The sequence below is a fragment of the Aeromonas sp. ANP5 genome (assembly GCF_963870295.1).
Lineage (GTDB): Bacteria > Pseudomonadota > Gammaproteobacteria > Enterobacterales > Aeromonadaceae > Aeromonas > Aeromonas veronii.
Genome location: NZ_CAWMRY010000009.1, coordinates 1 through 19,920, shown reverse-complemented (window position 1 = coordinate 19,920; position 19,920 = coordinate 1). Strand labels below are relative to the sequence as shown.

Below are 19,920 nucleotides of genomic sequence, written 5' to 3'. Positions count from 1 at the left end.
AAAGCAAACGGCCTGCATCTGCAGGCCGTTTTTTATGACGATTCCAACTGGCGGGTCAGCCCACTTCTCGAGCGGGCGGCACCTGTTCGCGCAGAGTGCCCTGACTGCGATAGGGGATCACATCCAGCTCGCCATTCACTTGTACTATCTCGTAGTACTGCGGCAGGTTGAAGTTGATGAACTGCCCATCATCGCTGAACCGCTCGTGATTGGAGGTGTAGAAGCGGTTGACCCCCGCCACCAGCTCATCCTTGTTGCCGGCAAAGTGCTGGTAGATCTCCACCCGGTTCGCCTCATCGAGGATATAGATGTTGGTGCCCGCATCCCGGGTATCGAAGAAGAACTGCACCAAGCCTTCGCTGGCGTAGGCATCGACGATGCTCGGCAGATGCTGGCTGTGGGTCTTGTCGAGCCGCAGCGGCAGATGATCCAGCTTGTTGTGGGAGATGTGACGGTAAAAATCGATGGCGTTTTCCAGCTTCTTCACCGACACCCCGCGCCGCTCGAAGAAGATGCCGTACTTCTCGCGGCCAAGGGCCATGGTCTTGACCAGCTGCTGCTTGTCGCGGGCAAGGCGCAGGTCGATACACTCCGCCACCAGCGTCTGAAAACGGGAGCGCACCAGAGAGCGGAAGTGCTGGCTATAGCAGAACACCTCGATCATCTCGGGGGCGGCGGCATCCTGATGCATCTTGCCGAGGATGGTGGTGAGGGCATCGACCACGGCTTCATCCCCCTGGAAATGCAGGGTGCGGATCTCGCTCCAGGAGTTGCGATAGACCAGATCCACCGAGCCGACCAGACACTCCTGATTGCGGCCGAACGAAAAGACATCCACGGTGTTGGCGTCAAATTCGATCACCTGACCGACCCAGTGACTGGTCGGGTCCATCTCCAGATTGAGGAAGATGGAGAGCTGGCGTATCTCGCACGGCCGACTGAGGGCCAGGTTGGTGGCGAGCGGGTACTTCTCGGGGAAGCAGCCGGAGAGATCGCGGCAGAACTGGTGCAGATTGTCGATGTGCAGATCCGACCCCTGATTGAACAGGTGCACCCGCGACTGGGGCGTCAACAGATCGTTGAAGTAGGCCCAGGAGACCAGCTTGCTGATGTAGCCGTTGAACTCCAGCGGCGCGCGGCCAATGATGTCCACCGGCTCCAGCGAATGTTTGTAGAGATACCAGCCGGCGCGGTTGAGGCGACCATGCGGCACCTGCACGAAGCTGAGATCCGGCTCGCTGAGATCCGGCGCGATCTTGAGGTTGATGCGCTGCACCTTGCCCGGCAGGCTCTCGAACGCGGCGTAGAGCTTGCGCGACAGAATGCCGATATCTTCCGGGTTGATCGACTCGCTGATGTTGTTGCGGCGGGCGAACTGGATCAGGTTGCGGTAGCTCTGCATCAGGGCTTCCAGCAGCTCGGCGTGGGCGATCTTCACCTCTTCGATCTTCCACTCGTGGCGATGATCGAGTTGATAAAGTTTGTCCTGACTCCAGCCCCAGTAGGAGACCAGCTGGCTCATCTGCTCGCGACGCCACTCGGGGGAGTGATCATCCTTGGGATGGCTGAGACCGTCGCACACCTTGAGGTAGAAGCAGCGGCGCACCAGATCGAGCCGCGCCATGTCGCCGATGGACTTGAGGTAGTTGGTCACCTTGTCCAGCATCAGACAGTAGTTGTCGAGCCGGTAGTGCATCCCCTCGTTGTGCTGGAACCAGTCGCGACCAATCATCGACAGCAGGCGGGTGTTGGGATACTCGTGGGAGTAGGCTTCCATCAGCACCGACTTGAGCACCGCCTTGTAGGGGGAGTCGATCCCCTTGTAGAGCTGCCACAGGGCGGAGCCGAAATACTCTTCGGCCGGAATACGGTCAAAACTGCCGAGATCGAGCCAGTCATCCTGCTTGAGCTTGCCGCTCCCGAACAGCTCGTTCACATACTCATCGTAGTGATCATCACACTCGGTGGGCACCAGATACCAGATCAAGCGTTTGCCCGCGATACGCATGGCACTGCGGTAGAACTCGTCGAGCAACAGCAGGTGCTGGGCACTGCCGCAGCTCTCCCCCTGCATCTGGGCATCGTTGGTCTGGCGGAACTTGTCTTCCGGGATCAGGAAGAAGTTGAGATCGACCCCGCGCTGTTCGGCCCACTTGGAGAGTTGCTGGCATTTCAGCTCCAGCAGATCGAGCCGCTCCTGCGACAAACCGGCCACGTGGCAGACCCAGATATCGAGATCGGAGTGACAGCACTGACCGATGGAGGAGGTGCTGCCCATGGAGTAGAGCCCCTGAATGGCTCGATCATGGGTTGCCAGACCACTCTGGCAGTTGGCATTGCGGCAGAGGTCATCGATGAAGGCTTGCTGCTCGGCGGTGGCGCTGAAGCTCCAGATGCCATGAGGGACATCACCGGAGACATAACCGGGCAGCAGGGGATGATTGAAGTGCAGCATGACAGGCAGCAGTTGGAATACCTGCTGCCCATAGCGACTCATGAGGCCTAACGCCCGTTGCGTCTTGAGACGGGTAATGTCGTCATAACGCGCAACCAGCGTATCGATGTGTTCCTGCAATGCCCTGCCTATCACCTAAGTGAAAATGACGCACCAAAAGGGGGATACGTCAAAAAAGTGTGATCATGTTAACAATGCAAACAGCGGTGGTAAACAAGCCTTCAGCTAAACGCCAGATTATTTCTGGTATGACCACATCAAGTATCAGGGGAAATCATTAAATTCCAATACATTCAATGAATTAATCAACACCACTTGCTTAATGAAAATCATTTTCAGCATGCATTTTTGAGCTTGGCCCCGCTTTTGCCGGCTCCGCCATGAAAGCCCGGGCAAAGGGTGGTAATATCGATTTCCTTCTAAAAATGAAACAACTGATTGATATGGCAGCCCGAACCCTGAAAATTGCCACTCGCAAGAGCCCGCTGGCCCTGTGGCAGGCCAACTTTGTCAAAGACCGGCTCGAAGCCCTGCACCCGCAGTTGCAGGTCGAACTGGTGCCCATGAGCACTCAGGGTGACAAGATCCTCGATACCCCGCTGGCCAAAGTGGGCGGCAAGGGGTTGTTCGTCAAGGAGCTGGAGACCGCCATGCTGGAAGGGCGAGCCGATATCGCCGTTCACTCCATGAAAGATGTGCCGGTGGAGTTCCCCGAGGGGCTCGGCCTGCACACCATCTGCGAGCGGGAAGATCCCCGCGATGCCTTCGTTTCCAACCGTTTCAAGGCCATTGCCGAACTGCCGCAAGGGGCCGTCGTCGGCACCTCCAGCCTGCGCCGTCAGTGCCAGCTGCGCGCGGCGCGCCCGGATCTGGTGATCCGGGATCTGCGCGGCAACGTCAACACTCGCCTTGCCAAGCTGGATGCCGGTGAATATGACGCCATCATTCTGGCAGCCGCCGGTCTGAAACGACTGGAGATGGCGCACCGCATCACCGCCTTTATCGAGCCGGAGCAGAGCCTGCCGGCCAACGGTCAGGGCGCCGTCGGCATCGAATGCCGCCTCGACGATACTGAGCTGCACGCTCTGCTGGCGCCGCTGGAGCACGCCGAGACCCGCGCCCGGGTGTTGACCGAGCGCGCCATGAACCGCGCTCTGCAAGGGGGATGTCAGGTGCCTATCGGTGCCTACGCACTGGTCGACGGCGAGCAGATCTGGCTGCGCGGTCTGGTGGGTAGCCCGGATGGCACCCAGGTAATCCGCGACGAGATCCGCGGTCCGCTGGCCGATGGTGAGGCCCTCGGCGAGCAGTTGGCCCAGCGCCTGCTGGCCGCCGGTGCCGACGAGATCCTGGCCGAGGTCTACCGCGCATGACCCCGCTGGTGGTGCGTCCGGCCGCCCAGGCCGCCGAGCTGGTGCAGTTGCTGCGCCAGCACGGTCATGCACCACTCTGCTGCCCGCTGCTGGAAACCGTGGCGGGCAGCGAACTCCCTCTCCTGCCCGGCCTGCTGCGCAGTGCCGACGCAGTTATCGCCGTCAGCATCCATGCCGTTCATTTTGCACACGATTTTCTGTTGCAAACTGGTCAGACCTGGCCACATATTGAGTACTTTGCGGTGGGTCAGGCCAGCGCAGATGCGTTTGCAGCCATCGGCATCACGGCAAGTTGCCCGGATGACCCGCGTAGCGAAGGGCTGCTCGCCCTGCCCGCCCTGCTGCAGGTAGCAGGCAAACGGGTACTGATCCTGCGCGGCAATGGCGGGCGGGATCTCATCGCCAGCACGCTGGCCTCACGCGGTGCTCTGGTGCACTATTGTGCGGCCTATGAGCGCCACTACCCCGAGCTAGACGGGGACACATTAACCCGCCACTGGCAGGCAGCGGGGCTGGACAGCCTGCTCATTACCAGTGGTGAACTGTTGCAACGCCTGCTGGAGCTGGTTCCCACCAGCCAGCAGCCCTGGCTTTTTGACCGCCTGCTGGTGGTCCCCAGCCCGCGCGTGGCCGAGATGGCCCACTCCGCGGGCTTTATCCATATCACGATTGCCCAAGGTGCATCCAACCAGACCCTGACGGCCGCACTGGAACTGAGGAAGATGGAATGACAGAACAACAAGAATCCCAGGTAAAACCCCAGCCGACCGCTGCGGTCAATGGCAGCAAGAGCCGCTCCGGTGCCGTACTGGGAGGGGTTGCTATCCTGCTGGCCCTTGGCCTGACCGGCGGTCTCTATCTGCACGGTCACAAGAATGCGGTAGCCCAGCAGGCCGAACTGGCCCAGCTCAAGCAGCAGCTGGCGAGCGCCCTGAGCAAGATCGACCAGACCAGCAGCAAGGATGCCGAGCAGCTGGCCGCGCTGGATCAAACCCAGCAGCGGCTGCAAGGGGAGATGCAGGGCCTGCAGAATCGGGTACTGGATCTCAACGACAAGCGCCCCAACGACTGGATGCTGGCCGAATCCGAATATCTGGTACGAATGGCGGGCCGCAAGCTGTGGCTGGAGCATGACCTCGTCTCCGCCATCACCTTGCTCGGCAATGCCGACGAGCGGATCGCCGCCCTCAACGACCCCAGCCTGATGCCGATCCGCAAGGCGCTGGCCGAGGATATCGCCAAGCTCAAGGGGATGCCGCGCATCGACCGCGAGGGGCTGACCCTCAAGCTAGCTGCGCTCTCCGACCAGATCGAGCTGCTGCCCCTCTCCACCGTCAGCATGCCGGAAGCCAAGGCCGAGCCGGATCAGGCGGTCAGCACCAATCCCGACGAGTGGGAGAGCAACCTGAAGAAGAACTGGGTCAAGTTCACCGAGAACTTCGTCACCATCCGTCGCCGCGATGGCGCGGTCGAAGCGCTGCTCTCGCCGCAGCAGGAGATCTTCCTGCGTGAAAACCTCAAAACCAAGCTGTTGCAGGCCCAGCTCTCCGTCTATCGCGAGCAGCAGGCGCTCTACGAAGACAGCCTGGACAAGGCCCAGCGCTGGCTGACCCAGTATTTCGACACCGACAACAGCGCCACCCGCTACATGCAGGGCGAGATCGACAAGCTCAAGGGTGAGCAGATCCAGATCGACTATCCGGCCCAGTTCAAGACCCAGGCCATGCTGGAGCAGGTGCTGACCGAACGCCTGCAACGCATTCTGGCCAGCAGCTGAGGAGGGCACCATGATCCGTATAATCATTCTGGTTGCCGTGATGGTCGCAGGGCTGATCTTTGGCCCGCAAGCCTCCGGCAACAAGGGCTATGTGCTGATTGCCCTTGGCAATTACACCATCGAATCTTCCGTCACCAGCGCGTTGATCCTGGCCGTGCTGTTCTACGGCGCCCTGCTGATCGTCGAGTGGCTGCTGGGTCGGGTATTCGGCCTGCGCCGCAAGACCCTCGGCTGGTACGGCTCGCGCCGCCGCCGCAAGGCCAATCAACAGACCGTCGCCGCCACCCTGGCAATGGCCGAAGGGCACTACAGTCAGGCTGAAAAACTGATGATCAAGGGGGCCAGCAACAGCGACACCCCGCTGCTCAACTACCTGAGCGCCGCCAAGGCGGCGCAGGCCCGTGGTGACGACGCCCGCCGGGATCAATACCTGCAAAAAGCGCAGGAGGAGAACCCCAAGGCCGAGCTGGCGCTCACCCTGACCCAGACCCAGTTGCAGATCGAGCAGGGCCAGTACGATACCGCGCTGGCGATGCTGGAGTCGGTCTACGCCCTCAACCCGCGCCACCCCATGGTGCTGGATCAGCTGCGCCAGGTGCATTTGGCCCGTCAGGACTGGAGCGCCCTGTGCGACCTGATCCCGGCACTGCACAAGGTAGGCAAGCTGACCCCGAAACAGGAAGAAGATCTGCTGCAACAGGCCTGGTGTGGTCGCCTGCAACAGGCTGCCGGCAGCCTCGAGACCCTCAAGGCGGTATGGCAGGATCTGCCGCGCAAGCTACGCCTCGAGCCGGAACTGCTAGCCTGCTACGGCGATCTGCTGCGCCAGCTGGGTGCCGATGGCGAGGCCGCCACCCTCTGGCAGGAGGCGCTGCGCAAACAGCCGCTACCCCAATTGCTGACTCGCCTGCCCAAGCTGAAACTCGACAGCTACCAGCCGCTGCTGGCGCTGCTGCAAAAACAGCAGGGGCAACCGGAGGTGGACACCGCACTGGCCCAGCTCTATCTGCTGGCAGGCCAACTGGATGATGCCCAGAAGCTGCTGGAGCAGGAGGTGGAGCGGGCGCCGAGCGCCGCCGCCTACCACGCCCTCGGCCAGCTGATGGACAAGCGCCGCCTTACCAACAAGGCCAACGAGTACTATCGTCAGGCACTGGAGCTGGCGGGAGTCTGATCCCCGGCAAACAGAAACGCGAGAGGCCGCATGATGCGGCCTCTCTTTTTATCTCTTCGCCCTGCCCTCGTCAGGTGGTGAGCCGCTCCAGCTCGCCGATCAGCCAGATGGCCTCGGCGCGATGGCTGCCGCACACATCCATCATGGGGCGAAAACCGCCGCACACCGCCGGTCGCTCCGGTTGACCGAAGATCTTGCAGCCAAGGGCGCTATCGAGCTGGATACAGGGGACGCCAGCCGGTTTGCCATCTGGCATACCGGGAATGACACTGCTGATACTGGGGGCGATGCAACAGGCTGCGCAGCCGCTACGACACTCCATAGACTCCACTCCTTTGGGACGGTCTGAGCCACCATAGCCGAAGCGGCGGCACAAACGTAGCTGGCGCACAAGAAAAAGCCCGACCGCACGGGCGATCGGGCTTCAGACAACACAGCCGGTTCAGCGAGCCATCATCACAGGATGATGTCACGTACCACGCTGTCTTTGCGCTCCAGGTAATGGATCGACTTGATACGACGAATGGTACGGGATTTACCACGGATCAACAGAGTCTCGGTGGTCGCCATCACGCCATCGCTGGTGATGCCGTCCAGCAGATCACCCTTGGTGATGCCGGTGGCGGAGAAGATGACGTTGTCATTCTTCGCCATGTCTTCCAGCTTGAGCACCTTGTTGACATCGATGCCCAGCGCTTCGCAGCGGGCAATTTCCTGCTCGCCCAGCGCACGCACTTCCGGGCTGTCGCCCTTGACGCGATGACGCGGCACCAGACGGGCTTGCATGTCGCCATCCAGCGCGCGGATCACCGCCGCGGAGATCACCCCTTCCGGTGCGCCGCCGATGCCATACAGCATGTCGACTTCGCTGTCCGGCAGACAGGTGAGGATGGAGGCGGCAACGTCACCATCAGGAATGGCAAACACTCGCACGCCCAGACCCTGCATCTCCTTGATTGCCTTGTCATGACGCGGCTTGGCTAGGGTAATGACGGTCAGACGAGAGAGCGGCTTGCCCAGCGCCTTGGCCACGGACTTCAGGTTCAGCTCGAGAGCCTGATCCAGGTCGATGGCGCCTTTGGCCTTGGGGCCGACGATCAGCTTTTCCATGTACATGTCGGGCGCTTTCAGGAAAGAACCCTTGTCGCCCACCGCCAGCACGGCCAGCGCGTTGGCCTGACCCATGGCAGTCATGCGGGTACCCTCGATGGGATCGACCGCGATATCCACCGCGTCGCCGTGTCCGGTACCGACCTTCTCGCCGATATAGAGCATCGGCGCTTCATCAATTTCACCTTCGCCGATCACAATCTCACCATCGATCTCGATCTGGTTGAGAATGTGGCGCATGGCCGCTACGGCCGCCCCATCAGCGATATTCTTGTCACCACGTCCGAGCCACTTGTAGCCAGCCAGTGCAGCCGCTTCCGTCACTCGGGAAAACTCGATTGCCAGTTCACGTCTCATCGCATATCCAACCTATGGAGCTCGAAAACGGGCGGCATTCTACCACAAGGGCAAACCTTTGCGCACAAAAGTAGCCGCTGCGAGCAAGAATGTAGCCAATTCATCCAATTGCAACCCAATTGCCATCGACTCTTCATCCAACTGTCACCCCGCTGTCATCCCCGCTGCCTAGCATGACCCCGTTTTCAAAACAAAAGCTTGCAACACCACAAGGGATTAAGATGAAAAAGCTGACTGTAGTGGCACTGGCTCTCACCGCAGCCTTCCAGGCTCAAGCCGTTGAAGTGTACAAAAATGACACCTCCATGCTGGATCTCTATGGCCGCGTCTATGCGGGTCACTTCTTCGGTGACAAGAAAGACGACACCAATGCTACCAAGGAGTACAGCAACAAACAGGGCGCCAACCAGTTTGTCCGTTTCGGCGCCAAAGCCGAGACCCAGATCCAGAGCGGTCTGAAGGCACTGGCCCAGTACGAAGTGCAGATGTACATCAACGACAGCGAAAAGACCCTGGGTAAAGATGGAAACGCGGACAACTTGCGTACCCGCCTGGCCTTTGCCGGTGTCGGTGCCGATTGGGGCAACATCACTTTCGGACGCCAAAAAGGGGCAATGGGAACTCTTGTTGACTGGACTGATGTGGCACTATCCGATGGTTATGGCGCTGATGCCACCGGGGCAGGTACTGACACGTTTGCTACCAACCGAGCAGGCTCCGTACTGAAGTATTCAGGCCTGTTCAATGGCTTCCAGTTCGACACCAGCTACAAGTTCGATGGTGGCAAAGTGGAAGACAAGGGTAACAAGAACAGCGACCCAGCCTATGGCGCTGCCCTTTCCTACACCTTCCCGTTCAACTTGGCACTGGGTACCGCCTACAACGTCGGCCAGCGTCAGGATAAAGACGCTAAGGATGCCAAACTGTGGTTGATCTCCGCCAAATACGATAACAAGGCTCTGTATGCAGCACTGACCTACGCTGATGGTGCAGACTTTGTCAAAACCGGCACCGATCACACCGGTTGGGAAGCCGCGCTGGGCTACAACTTCGAGAACGGCTTCGGCCTGATGGCGCTGTGGAACAAGCAGGAGCAGGAAGTAACCGGTGGCCAGAAAACTGATGCTGTTGATTACTACACCCTGGGTGCCCAGTACAAATTCAACAAGAACCTGCGGGTGATTGGCGAGTACCGTATCAACAATCTGGACAGCAAAGAAAGCGGTCGTTTTGATGTGAAAGACGACTTCCAGGTGGCTGCCCGCTACGACTTCTAATCGAGGTTTTGCGGATCCCAAAAGCGCGATGGCTTGCCATCGCGCTTTTTGCTGGGCGTCGCTCACGACCGGAGAAAGTGGCCTAGGCTCAACAGTAGATGTATCGCCGGAGAGATGATCATGATCAGGCTGCCTTTCGTCCTGCTGTTGCTGCTGGCTCTTCCCGCTCACGCCCTCTCTATCGCCATGGTGCTGTGGCGCGGTGAAACCGCAGCCGAAGCGGGCTTTCGGGCAGAGCTGACCCGCCTTGGCTATCAGGCCACCATCACCACCTATAACGCCGATCAGGATCGTACAGCGCTGGCAACCATGCTGCGCCAGCAGATGCTGCCGAAACTGGCCGAATACGACTACATCTACACCTTTGGCACCACCGCCACCACCATGACCAAGAGTCTGGTGGCAAACCGCAAGCCTCTGATTTTCAATGTGGTTTCCGATCCGGTCGGGGCAGACATCCTCTCGGAAGACAAAGCCCAGAACAGCATGGTGGCCGGGGTAAGCAACATGGTGCCGATGGCACTGCAACTGGCCAACGCCAGCGAGCATCTGGCCACCGGAAAACGGCTGCTGCTACCCTTCAACCCCCGTGAGCAGAACACCCTGCTGGTGGCCGATATGTTGCTCAATGAAGCGAAACGCTATCAGTGGCAGATGGTCACCTGGCGAATGGCCCCTGACCCACGGCGGCTGGACAACGAACTAAAGCGGCTGCAACAGGATGCCAAAAACGACATCGTCTTTCTGGCCGCAGACAGCTATCTGCTCTCCATCGCCCCCCGTTTGCTGAATGCACTCAACGCAGCTGCCATCCCTACCATCTGCAGCGCCGAGCTGTTCGTCGAACACGGCTGCAGCGTTGGCACCATCAGCAGCTACGAAGCACTGGGCAAGATGGCCGCCGGGATCATCCATCGCCATCAGCAGGGAACAGAGTTGCAGGATATTCCGCTGCAGACCGACCCCCATCCCAAACTGGTGTTGGGGCAACTGGGTAACGCCACCACGCAGGAGGCGAGCCCCGAAAAGCCGAAGCCTTGATAAAGATCTCGGCCAATCAGGCTCCGGGCGGGTATGCTGTTGACCCCCATCGCCCGAGAGCCCTTTCCCATGAGCACCACCGTCTTTTTTGCAGTTCTGCTGGCAGCCCTGCTTCACGCCAGCTGGAATGCGCTGGTCAAAATTGGCGAAGAGCGGCTGGTGGGGGTATCACTGGTGGCGATCTTCTCAGGGCTTATCGCCGCCGTGGCGCTGCTGCCAATGGGGCTTCCCTCTGCTGCCGAGCTGCCCTGGCTCGGCCTCTCAGTCCTGCTCCATATCGGTTACTGCCTGTTTCTCAGCCATGCCTACAATCAGGGCGATTTTGGCCAGATCTATCCGCTGGCCCGTGGCAGTGCCCCACTGCTCGCCATGGCGTTAAGTGCCCTGCTGCTGGGGGACTACCCCGGTTACGGCGGCATCATCGGCGCCTGCGTGCAGATCATGGGGGTCTTGCTAATGGCCTGGCGAGGTGGGCTGCAGCGCCTTGACAGCAAAGCGGTTCGGGCAGCACTGATCACGGCCATGTTTACGGCGACCTATACCCTCTCGGATGGAGCCGGCGCCCGCGCAGGGGGTGAACCGGTACGCTACACCCTCTGGCTCTTTGCCTGCACCGGGCTGGCAATGTTGCTGGTGCTGCTCGCCCACCAAAAGCGCAACGCATGGCGCCAGATCCGCCAATATGCACTGGTTGGCGCCACCGGAGGTGCCATGTCACTGCTTGCCTATGGGATTGTTATCTGGGCCATGACCCAAGCCCCCATTGGCGTGGTCGCGGCTCTGCGCGAAAGCAGTGTGCTGTTTGCCATGCTACTCTCGGTCTGGCTGCTGAAAGAGCCGCTCGGGCGCATGCGGCTGACGGCGGCGGCCATTATCACTGGCGGCGTGCTGCTGACCCGGCTGGGAGGATAAGCGCTGTCGCCATTGGTGCAGATTTATCTGACAGGATGGCGTAATTCACTCCGCCAAATATGCCGAATACCAATAATGGAAATAAGTGTCGGCCCGGGCGTAAATGTTTACATCCGCAACGTATCAATTAACTGGCAGGTCTGTTTATTTCAACCACAGCTTCATTCGGGAAACTTACCTGCCAAGCAGCATTAATGATAAAATCGTTCACAGTTAATTTTCGGCAACGCTGACCAATACCGCGCATGGCACAGACCATGCCGCTCCGCCCATACATTCATTGACCGCCTGACGGGTAAGCCAGCCCGGTCAGAGATGACCCGATCGCGTCCGCCACAGCAGGATGGCATGGCGCTACAGCGTTATTAATGGGTCCGGTTTCGTCCGTTTAATTTTTGATTATTTTAAATCCAGCACCATCAGGGAGTTTTTAATATGTCAGCAAAAAAGCTGAAGTTGGGCGCCTTTATATTGATGATATTAACATCGGTATTTGGCGTCACTAATATCGGGATCGGTTTTTACCGAATGGGATATGCCGCCATTCCGATGTTCGTGATCGGCGGTCTGTTTTTCTTCATCCCGTTCATTTTGATGATGATCGAATTCGGCACCGGTTTTCGCAAAGAGGCGGGCGGCATCTTTACCTGGATGCGTCACTCGGTCTCGACCCGATTCGCCTTTATCGGTCTGACCATGTGGTTCGCCTCCTACGTCATCTGGATGTTTGGCAAGGCGCTCTCTATGTGGGTGCCCCTCTCCTTCATGCTGTTTGGCCGCGACATCACCGTCATCCCGGTCACCCTGGGCACCGGCATCGACTTCGGCCCCTTTATTCTGGGTGTGGTCGCCATCGCACTGGTTGCCACCGTCACCAAGCTCATCACCCTGGGTAGCGCCCGCTTCGCCAAAGTGGCAGCCATTGGCGGCCTCTCCGTGGTGGCACTCAACGTGCTGTTGCTGGTCGGCGGCGTCTTCACCTTCGCAGTGAGCGGCATGACTCTGCAGGAGCCCTTCACCCAGGCATCGCTGACGGCCTCTCCCAATGCCGCTTTCAACGACATCATCCCCTTCCTCGGCTTTATGGTGTTCGCCATCTTCGCCTACGGCGGGGTCGAGGCGATGGCCGGGGTGGCTGACGAGCTGGAAGATCCCGAGCGCGACCTCAAGCGCGGCATCTTCCTCTCCGGCGCCTTCATCGTGCTCTGCTACATCATCGGCTTTCTGGCAGTCGGCTCCATCATGCGCTGGAGCGACTTCCCGGCCGAGGGGATCACCTCTCTCTCCGCCCTCTTCATCATCATGCTGGAGCTGGGGCGCCATCTTGGTGGCGAGTGGCTGGGACAGGTGTTCATGCGCTTTGCTGGCCTTGGCATGTTCCTGAGCTATCTGGGTGCCTTTATCGCCCTCTCATACGCGCCACTGCGCCAGTTCATCACCGGCACCCCGAGTTACTTCTGGCCGGAGCGTTTCCAGCGCGAGAACGAGAATGGCGTGCGGATTGAAGCCCTGAAGGTGCAAGCCTGGGTGGTCTGTCTGTTCATTGCCGCCAAGTCCATCTTTACCCTGATCAACCCGGAAGGGGCCGCCGCCCTCTATGAGCTGATCATCACCATGACCAACGTCGGCATGACCCTGCCCTACATGTTCCTCATCTACGCCTGGTATCGCTATCGCAACAACCCGGCGCTGGGCAAGGACCTGATCTTCTTCAAGAGCACGGGCTCGGTACTGCTGGCCACCATCATCAGCCTGATCCTGGTCGCCTTCGGCAACGTCTTTACCGTGGTGGCCCCCTTTATCTCCGGCGATATCTCCACCGGCGTCTGGACCATCATTGGCCCGCTGCTGTTCGTGGTGATCGCCATGCGCTTCAAGATCAAGCAGGAAGATGCCCACTAAACGATAAGCAATGCTCCATGCCAATCGGGACCGTTCTGGTCCCGATTTTTTTAGCGCCGGCTTCCGCTCGCCATCACGGCCAGTCCATAGCTTCAATGTAAAAAAAGACTCCATGGAGACCTCTTTTACACTCTCCTCGCCGTCAGAGCGCGCTCAACGCCGTAAATTATCAATATCAAGGTGAGAATGATTGTGAAGCGCCAGTTCACGACATATAACTTAGCGAGATATCCCTGTATTTCGTCCGGTAGAGCTGATCATGATGATGCGTTCCCTTCTTCCCCTGTTGCTTGGCGCAGTAATGCTGCCGGCCACTATGGACAGTGCCCATGCCAACCCCTTTTCCGCCAGCAGCAAGAGCAGCAGCGGCTTTCTCGAGCGACGGGATGTGCCTAACCTCAGCTCGGCCGCTTTCGTGGTGGCCAACCACAGAACCGGCGAGGTGATCTCCGAGCGCAACGGCAACCGGGTAATGCCCATCGCCTCACTCACCAAGCTGATGACGGCGCTGGTGGTGCTGGATGCCAACCTGCGCCTCAACGAAATGCTCACCGTGACCAATGCCGACATCGACCGCATCAAGGGAACCGGCTCGCGTCTGGCCATCGGCTCCAGGCTCAGTCGCGCCGAAATGCTCCATATCGCCCTGATGTCCTCTGAAAACCGCGCCGCCTCGGCGCTGGCCCGCCACTATCCCGGCGGCCAGCGTGCCTTTGTCGAGGCGATGAACGCCAAAGCCCGCATGCTGGGGATGTGGAATACCCGCTACGCCGACAGCACAGGGCTCAACCCGCGCAATGTCTCCACCGCGCAGGATCTCGCCAAGCTCGCCGCCGCAGCGGCCTCCTATCCGCTGATCCGCCAGTACTCCACCGACGAGCAGAGTTATGTGCGCACCAACAAGCGTCAGCTGCACTACCTCAACTCCAACCGGTTGATCCGCGAAGGGCAATGGGAGTTCACCCTCTCCAAGACCGGCTATATCCGCGAAGCGGGCCGCTGTCTGGTGCTGGGCACCAAGGTCAATCGTGAGCCGGTGATCATGGTGTTGCTCAATGCCGAGACCACCAACGATCGGGTCGCCGACGCCAAGCGGATCAAAACATGGCTGGAGAGCTCGGGCAGAACCACCCTTGCAGCCAACCAGAGCAGCATGCTGACTCACCAGTAAGCTCGAGATCCCCAACCAAGCGAGGCGCCCGCCTCGCTTTTTTTATCTGCATGAGCGCGCCCAAAAAACGGGAGCTTGCTCCCGTTACAGGTAACACCTTCCGCCATCCCGTTACAAAACGTAACTACTCAACAGTGTGATTCACACTAATAGAATCAATTGGTTGTAACTTGGCAGCAAGAATTTTAGCGTGCCATCACAACCCCTGTAACGACGAGCCACCATGCGTATTTCCAGTATCGAGTGCGGGCGGGTACTGGCCATTCTGGCCGTGATGACCATTCACGTATCCCCCTTCGCCAATCCGTTCAATCCCGCCCTGTGGGGAAGTGGATCCTGGCTCTGGCTGAGCGGCACCATCAACCAGTTATGCCGCTTTGCCGTGCCGCTGTTTTTCCTCTGTGCCGGTTACTTTCTGCAGCCGAGACTGAGCCGCGAAGCGCCACTGACCGTTGCCTGGCGCTACTGCCACCCCTTGCTGCTGCTCTGGCTGGTATGGAGTCTGGTCTACCTGCTGGTGCCGTTCAATCCGCTGGATGCAGTGCAACAGGGCTATCTGGTCTCCCTGCGCGGGCAGTGGCAATTCCAGCTCGGCGACACCCTCAATGGCTGGCTGGTGGGCGGCATGATCCACCTCTGGTTCCTGCCAGCCCTCGTCATGGCGGTGGCCCTGCTGGCACTCTGCTACCGGCTTGGCAGACCAGAGCTCGCCCTCTGGCTGGGTCTTGGCCTCTACCTGCTGGCGCTGCTGGGGGGCTCCTATGCAAAGCCGCTGCTGGGCGCCGAGTGGCCACTGCTCACCCGTAACGGCCCCTTCTTCTCCCTGCTGTTTGTGGCGCTCGGGGCCCTGTTGCGCCAGCGTCAGTGGCAGCCCGATGCCCGCACCGGCTGGCAACTGCTGCTGGCGGGCGTGACGCTCTATGGCTGTGAAGCCTGGGCGCTGCAGCACTTCGCCGCGGTACCGCTCACCCGCCACGACTTCCTGCTCGGCTCCCTTCCCTGGGCTATCGGTCTGTTTGGCCTGCTGCTGGCCAACCCCGAGTGGGGCAAGGGCAGCTGGCTTGAACGTCAGGCCCCCAAAGTGCTCGGGCTCTACTGCCTGCACATGATGCTGGTGGTCTGGCTCTTCGTGTTCGGCCCACAGAGTGCATCCATCCTGTGGGAGATCGCCAAGGTGCCGTTGCTGCTGGGATCGTCTCTGCTGGTCTATCGCCTGCTGGCGGCCTTGCCCCTCACCCGCCGACTGCTGCGCACCCACTGATCCGGTATCCGGCCCATCCTATCGGGCCGGATACCTCTTCACGTTTAGCCCCTTTCTCTTCCGCTACACCCTTTTTCCCTCGCTTCATTCTCGCCGCTTGCTGCAATGGCTCTGCTTTTCAGCCGAGCTCTCCCGACTGCACAACCCGCCCCCAATGCCCCCTCTATTTTCACCTCGCCAGATAAATGAAAATCAATATCATTGGCATCCCGCTTTGGCGGGTCAGGCTAATTATAATTAAATCAATATGTTCGAGCCGTCAGGTCGACATCCAAAGAGTCAATATTGAATATGCAGCACCCTCACTTTCGCAGAACGCTGGTCTCGCTGGCACTGCTGGGCACCGGCTTCACTGCCCAGGCCGCCGATGAAACCATGACTGTGGTTGGCAAACGCTCCCAACATCAGGAAGTTGCCACCGCAACCCGTACCAATACGCCAGCCAAGCTGGTTCCCCAGACCATCGACAGCGTCAAGGTCAGCGAGCTGACCGCCTTCGGCCAACCGACGCTGAGTGAAGCCCTGAGCGGCATTCCCGGGGTCAACGCCAGCGGTGACACCCGCTTCGACGGGGTCAATATCCGCGGCTTCAGCGCCAGCAACGACTTCTATCTCGACGGATTCCGCGACGACATGCAGTACACCCGGGATCTCGGCAATATCGAGCGGGTGGAAGTGCTCAAGGGCCCGGCTGCCGTGCTCTACGGACGTGGCAGCACGGGGGGCATCGTCAACCGGGTCAGCAAGAAGCCGCAGAAAGGGCAGGAGTCCAGCGTCACCGCCCGGGTCGGCAGTTTTGACAGTCAGCGGCTGGCTGCCGACCTCAATGGCGAGGCGAGTGAGCAGGTGCAACTGCGCCTCAACATGGCGCAAGAGGACAAAGATAGCTTCCGCAACGGCGTGAAAAGCAAGCGCACCCTGCTGGCCCCTTCCGCCAACTGGGAGATCAGCGACAACCTCAACTGGCTGGTGCAGTACGAGCGCAACGAACATGACCGCACCCCGGATCGCGGCATTCCCGGGGTCAATGGCCGTCCGGCCGATGTGCCGCGAGAGTATGTTTACAGCGATACCAGCCGCGACTTCATCGATGACGTGGCGCAATCCACCCGCTCCCGCCTCTCCTGGGATATCAACGATCAGTGGCAGTTGCGCCAGCAGCTCGGGTACTCCACCCTCGACAGCCAGTTTGACAACACCTATGTCACCAGCGTCAAAGGGGATCAGGTGACCCGCTCCCGCTGGCAGCAGGATCTGAAAGCGAAGAACCTGATCAGCAACACCGAGGCAGAAGGTCTGTTCCAGACCGGCCCGGTGGAACATCGCCTGCTGGTCGGCTTCGAGCAAAACTGGCAGGAGCGCACACCCAAGCTCTACCAGAACGCCACCGCCATCCCGTCTGGCAACCTCTACGACCCGGGCTCGCTGCCTACCTACAATGGCGCCATGAAGCTCTCCAGCGACGCCAAACACAAGGTGCGCGGCAATGGCCTCTATCTGCAGGATCAGCTCAGCCTGGGTGACTGGCATCTGGTTGGCGGGCTGCGCCGTGACGACTTCACAGTTACCAGTCGCCGCTACGACCTCAACAAGGAGGAGAGCGTCTCGGTCAACAGCCTGAGCCCGCGCCTCGGTCTGGTGTGGAATCCCCTCGAGGATCACGCCTTCTACACCTCCTACAGCAAGACCTTCACTCCGGTGGGCGGCGAGCTGATCGGCATCACCCCGGGTGACAAGAACAACGGGCTGGAACCCCAGCACACCCGCCTCTACGAAGGAGGTGTGAAGAGTGACTGGCTGAACGGCAAGCTGGCGACCACTCTCTCCCTCTATCGACTGGAGATGTACAACAAGCGCACCAAGGATCCGCTGGATCCCACCAAGGTGATCCTCACCGGCCTGCAGCGTACCGAAGGGGTCGAACTGAGCGCCCGCGCCAAGCTGACCGACGAGATCTATCTGCGTGGCGGCTTTGCCATTCAGGATGCGGAGCAGGTCAAGGCGGATGCGGATCTGCAGGGCAAGCGCCCGATGAACGTCTCCCGCCAGAATGGCCAGTTCTACCTCGGCTACAAGAGTGGCGAGCAGGGCTGGTTCAGTGAAACCGGCGTAACGGCGGTGGGCGATCGCTTTGCCGACAACGCCAACACCACCACACTGCCCGGTTACGCCCGCTTCGATGCGCGCGCCGGTTATCGCTGGCAGCAGTGGGAAGCCGAGCTGAGCGCCGAAAACCTGACCGACCACGAGTACTTCGTCAGCGCCACCAGTGCCAACCAGATCATGCCGGGCACACCCCGTCAGCTGAGTCTGACCGGTACCTACCGCTTCTGATCTCTGTGACAACCACCCCGACTGGCCAGCCCCTGCTGGCCAGTTTTTTTATGAAGCAACCACGATGAAACGCAGAAGAGTTCCCCTTCACAACAACAAATGGGTACGCCGCCTCCATGCCTGGGCCGGTTTTTTTACCCTCGCCCTGATGCTGATGTACGGCATCACCGGTCTCTGGCTGCAACACCGTGCCGTGTTGCCCATCCCCGGCCCCCACACCGACAAATCGAGTGAAGAGATAGTGCTGGAGGCGCCGCTCGCCAGCCCGGAGCAGCTGAAAAGCCTGTTGCAACAGCGCTATCCCGATACCTTTGCCGACGGGCGAACCATGATCACCCCGGCCCAGACCCTGCCCACCCCGAACGGCCCGCTCACCCTGCCCGCCAAGTGGGAAATGCGCGGCGTTACCCTCAGCCAGAGCGTAGCCGCCAGCTATGTCGAGGGTACCTTGCTGGTACGTACCGATCTGCAACTGGCCAACTTTGCCGCCAGCCTCAACCGGCTGCACCGCGGCATGGGTACCGGCCTCGGCTGGCAGCTGTTTGGCGATATCGCCGCCCTGGCCCTGTTGCTGCTCGCCCTCACCAGCCTGTTTATGTGGACCAAGCTGCACGGCACACCCAGAGCCATCATAGCGCTGACACTCGCTGGCAGCCTCGGCACCTTGCTGTTTGCCCTGCTGGGGTAACGCAGCAACCATGATCTGATGCAGCAAGGTTTGGAAAGAAAACCGCAATAGAAACAGGCCGCTGGCGGTGATGCCGGCGGCCACATCAAGAAAAGGAAATAACGGAGAGCGGGAAAAGAGAAGGGATACCAAGAGGTAACGGGAAGTACTGCCTGCTCAGCAGCAACGCACCAATGCGCAGGAACGCCAAAAAACAAAAGGCCATCATTGCTGATGGCCTTTTGTCATGAATTTGATGGTGCCCGGGGTCGGACTCGAACCAACACGGTTATTCACCGGCGGATTTTGAATCCTGATTCTGCGGTTTCAGAGAGATAGCGCGTCTCGTAAACCATTGAATCAAGTGGGGTTGAGTTATTTCAGGTTGGCTCAAGTTGAGGTGGGTTTGCACACTTTGCACATTTTTACCCACGGAACTAACGTAGGGTCAGATACTTTTGAATATCGGTACATCACAAATGGGAAATGTCAGCAAGCAAGGTGAATTATGCTAGATAGCGCAATTTTTTGCTCGATCTCCAGAGTTAATTTCTGTTTTAACAAAAAATGCCGGCATATGTACGTAGTTTGAGCTAAAAATTGCGCACCATAAGCAAGCTAAAACATAAGTAATTGATAAGTAATAACATAAAAAATGGCATGGTCGCTGCTAAGAGTTTGGTCGAGTGCTAGCTCATTTAACCAACCTATTTAGGAGCATACACATGCCAACTCCATGTTATATCAGCATCGAAGGTAAAACCCAGGGCAATATCACCGCAGGTGCCTTCACTTCCGATTCCGTCGGCAACATCTTCGTGCAAGGCCACGAAGATGAAATGCTGGTACAAGAGTTCCAGCACGTTGTCACCGTCCCGACCGACCCGCAATCTGGTCAGCCTGCCGGTCAGCGTGTCCACAAGCCGTTCAAGTTCACCGTGGCGCTGAACAAAGCTGTGCCGCTGATGTACAACGCGCTGGCTTCCGGCGAGATGCTGCCGAAAGTGACCCTGAAGTGGTACCGCACCTCCGTTGAGGGCAAGCAGGAGCACTTCTTCTCTACCGTACTGACCGATGCCACCATCGTTGACATCGATTGCCAGATGCCA

At 59.4% G+C, this 19,920-nt stretch carries 16 protein-coding genes; 13 read left to right on the top strand and 3 right to left on the bottom strand.

The features are described 5' to 3' along the window. Window positions 1-55: 55 nt before the first annotated feature. A complete protein-coding gene (locus AACT07_RS07135; RefSeq protein WP_005356703.1) occupies window positions 56-2,575 on the bottom strand; it encodes a class I adenylate cyclase in 2,520 nt (839 codons plus the stop codon). Between the two features lie 323 nt (window positions 2,576-2,898). Between AACT07_RS07135 and hemC the strand changes: the two genes are divergently transcribed. From hemC to AACT07_RS07115, 4 genes are read left to right on the top strand one after another with little or no spacing between them, the layout of a single operon-like run. After that, entirely contained in the window at window positions 2,899-3,828 is a 930-nt protein-coding gene (hemC, locus tag AACT07_RS07130; RefSeq protein ID WP_139123765.1) for a hydroxymethylbilane synthase, read from the top strand. Further along, window positions 3,825-4,559 (top strand): uroporphyrinogen-III synthase, encoded by a 735-nt coding sequence (locus AACT07_RS07125; protein WP_069527033.1) that lies wholly within the window; start codon window positions 3,825-3,827, stop codon window positions 4,557-4,559. The genes hemC and AACT07_RS07125 overlap by 4 nt, the downstream gene beginning before the upstream one ends. Next, the gene (locus tag AACT07_RS07120; protein WP_005336380.1) at window positions 4,556-5,605 is read left to right on the top strand and encodes a uroporphyrinogen-III C-methyltransferase; all 1,050 of its coding nucleotides are present in this window, start codon (window positions 4,556-4,558) and stop codon (window positions 5,603-5,605) included. The genes AACT07_RS07125 and AACT07_RS07120 overlap by 4 nt, the downstream gene beginning before the upstream one ends. Window positions 5,606-5,615: 10 nt before the next feature. After that, window positions 5,616-6,779, top strand: a complete 1,164-nt coding sequence (locus tag AACT07_RS07115) for a heme biosynthesis HemY N-terminal domain-containing protein (RefSeq protein WP_069527032.1) — start codon at window positions 5,616-5,618, stop codon at window positions 6,777-6,779. 70 nt (window positions 6,780-6,849) lie between these two features. On the opposite strand, the gene AACT07_RS07110 is transcribed toward AACT07_RS07115, so the two are convergent. Both AACT07_RS07110 and glpX read right to left on the bottom strand, forming a co-directional pair. Further along, window positions 6,850-7,101, bottom strand: coding sequence for a YkgJ family cysteine cluster protein (locus AACT07_RS07110; protein WP_069527031.1), 252 nt, complete (start codon window positions 7,099-7,101; stop codon window positions 6,850-6,852). A 134-nt stretch (window positions 7,102-7,235) separates the two neighbouring features. Then, window positions 7,236-8,246, bottom strand: coding sequence for a class II fructose-bisphosphatase (gene glpX, locus AACT07_RS07105; protein ID WP_005336386.1), 1,011 nt, complete (start codon window positions 8,244-8,246; stop codon window positions 7,236-7,238). Window positions 8,247-8,467: 221 nt separating this feature from the next. Between glpX and AACT07_RS07100 the strand changes: the two genes are divergently transcribed. The 9 genes from AACT07_RS07100 to hcp1 form a co-directional block, all read left to right on the top strand. Further along, window positions 8,468-9,523 carry a porin gene (locus AACT07_RS07100; protein WP_069527030.1) on the top strand — a complete coding sequence of 352 codons (1,056 nt, stop codon included), beginning with the start codon at window positions 8,468-8,470 and terminating at the stop codon, window positions 9,521-9,523. 120 nt (window positions 9,524-9,643) lie between these two features. After that, complete coding sequence (locus AACT07_RS07095; protein ID WP_083249930.1) at window positions 9,644-10,564, top strand: ABC transporter substrate-binding protein; 921 nt, start codon at window positions 9,644-9,646, stop codon at window positions 10,562-10,564. A gap of 33 nt (window positions 10,565-10,597) precedes the next feature. After that, window positions 10,598-11,476 (top strand): EamA family transporter, encoded by an 879-nt coding sequence (locus AACT07_RS07090; RefSeq protein WP_083249925.1) that lies wholly within the window; start codon window positions 10,598-10,600, stop codon window positions 11,474-11,476. A 435-nt stretch (window positions 11,477-11,911) separates the two neighbouring features. Continuing rightward, window positions 11,912-13,378 (top strand): glutamate/gamma-aminobutyrate family transporter YjeM, encoded by a 1,467-nt coding sequence (gene yjeM, locus AACT07_RS07085; protein WP_040068784.1) that lies wholly within the window; start codon window positions 11,912-11,914, stop codon window positions 13,376-13,378. Window positions 13,379-13,637: 259 nt separating this feature from the next. Next, on the top strand, window positions 13,638-14,549 hold the full coding sequence (gene pbpG, locus AACT07_RS07080) for a D-alanyl-D-alanine endopeptidase (protein WP_005336410.1): 912 nt from the start codon (window positions 13,638-13,640) through the stop codon (window positions 14,547-14,549). A gap of 223 nt (window positions 14,550-14,772) precedes the next feature. Next, window positions 14,773-15,810, top strand: a complete 1,038-nt coding sequence (locus tag AACT07_RS07075) for an acyltransferase (RefSeq protein WP_069527029.1) — start codon at window positions 14,773-14,775, stop codon at window positions 15,808-15,810. Window positions 15,811-16,101: 291 nt separating this feature from the next. After that, a complete protein-coding gene (locus tag AACT07_RS07070) occupies window positions 16,102-18,144 on the top strand; it encodes a TonB-dependent receptor (RefSeq protein WP_069527028.1) in 2,043 nt (680 codons plus the stop codon). A gap of 64 nt (window positions 18,145-18,208) precedes the next feature. After that, on the top strand, window positions 18,209-18,832 hold the full coding sequence (locus AACT07_RS07065; RefSeq protein WP_047438769.1) for a PepSY-associated TM helix domain-containing protein: 624 nt from the start codon (window positions 18,209-18,211) through the stop codon (window positions 18,830-18,832). Between the two features lie 704 nt (window positions 18,833-19,536). Then, a partial coding sequence (gene hcp1, locus AACT07_RS07060; protein WP_069527027.1) for a type VI secretion system effector Hcp1 occupies window positions 19,537-19,920 on the top strand: 384 nt, incomplete at its 3' end.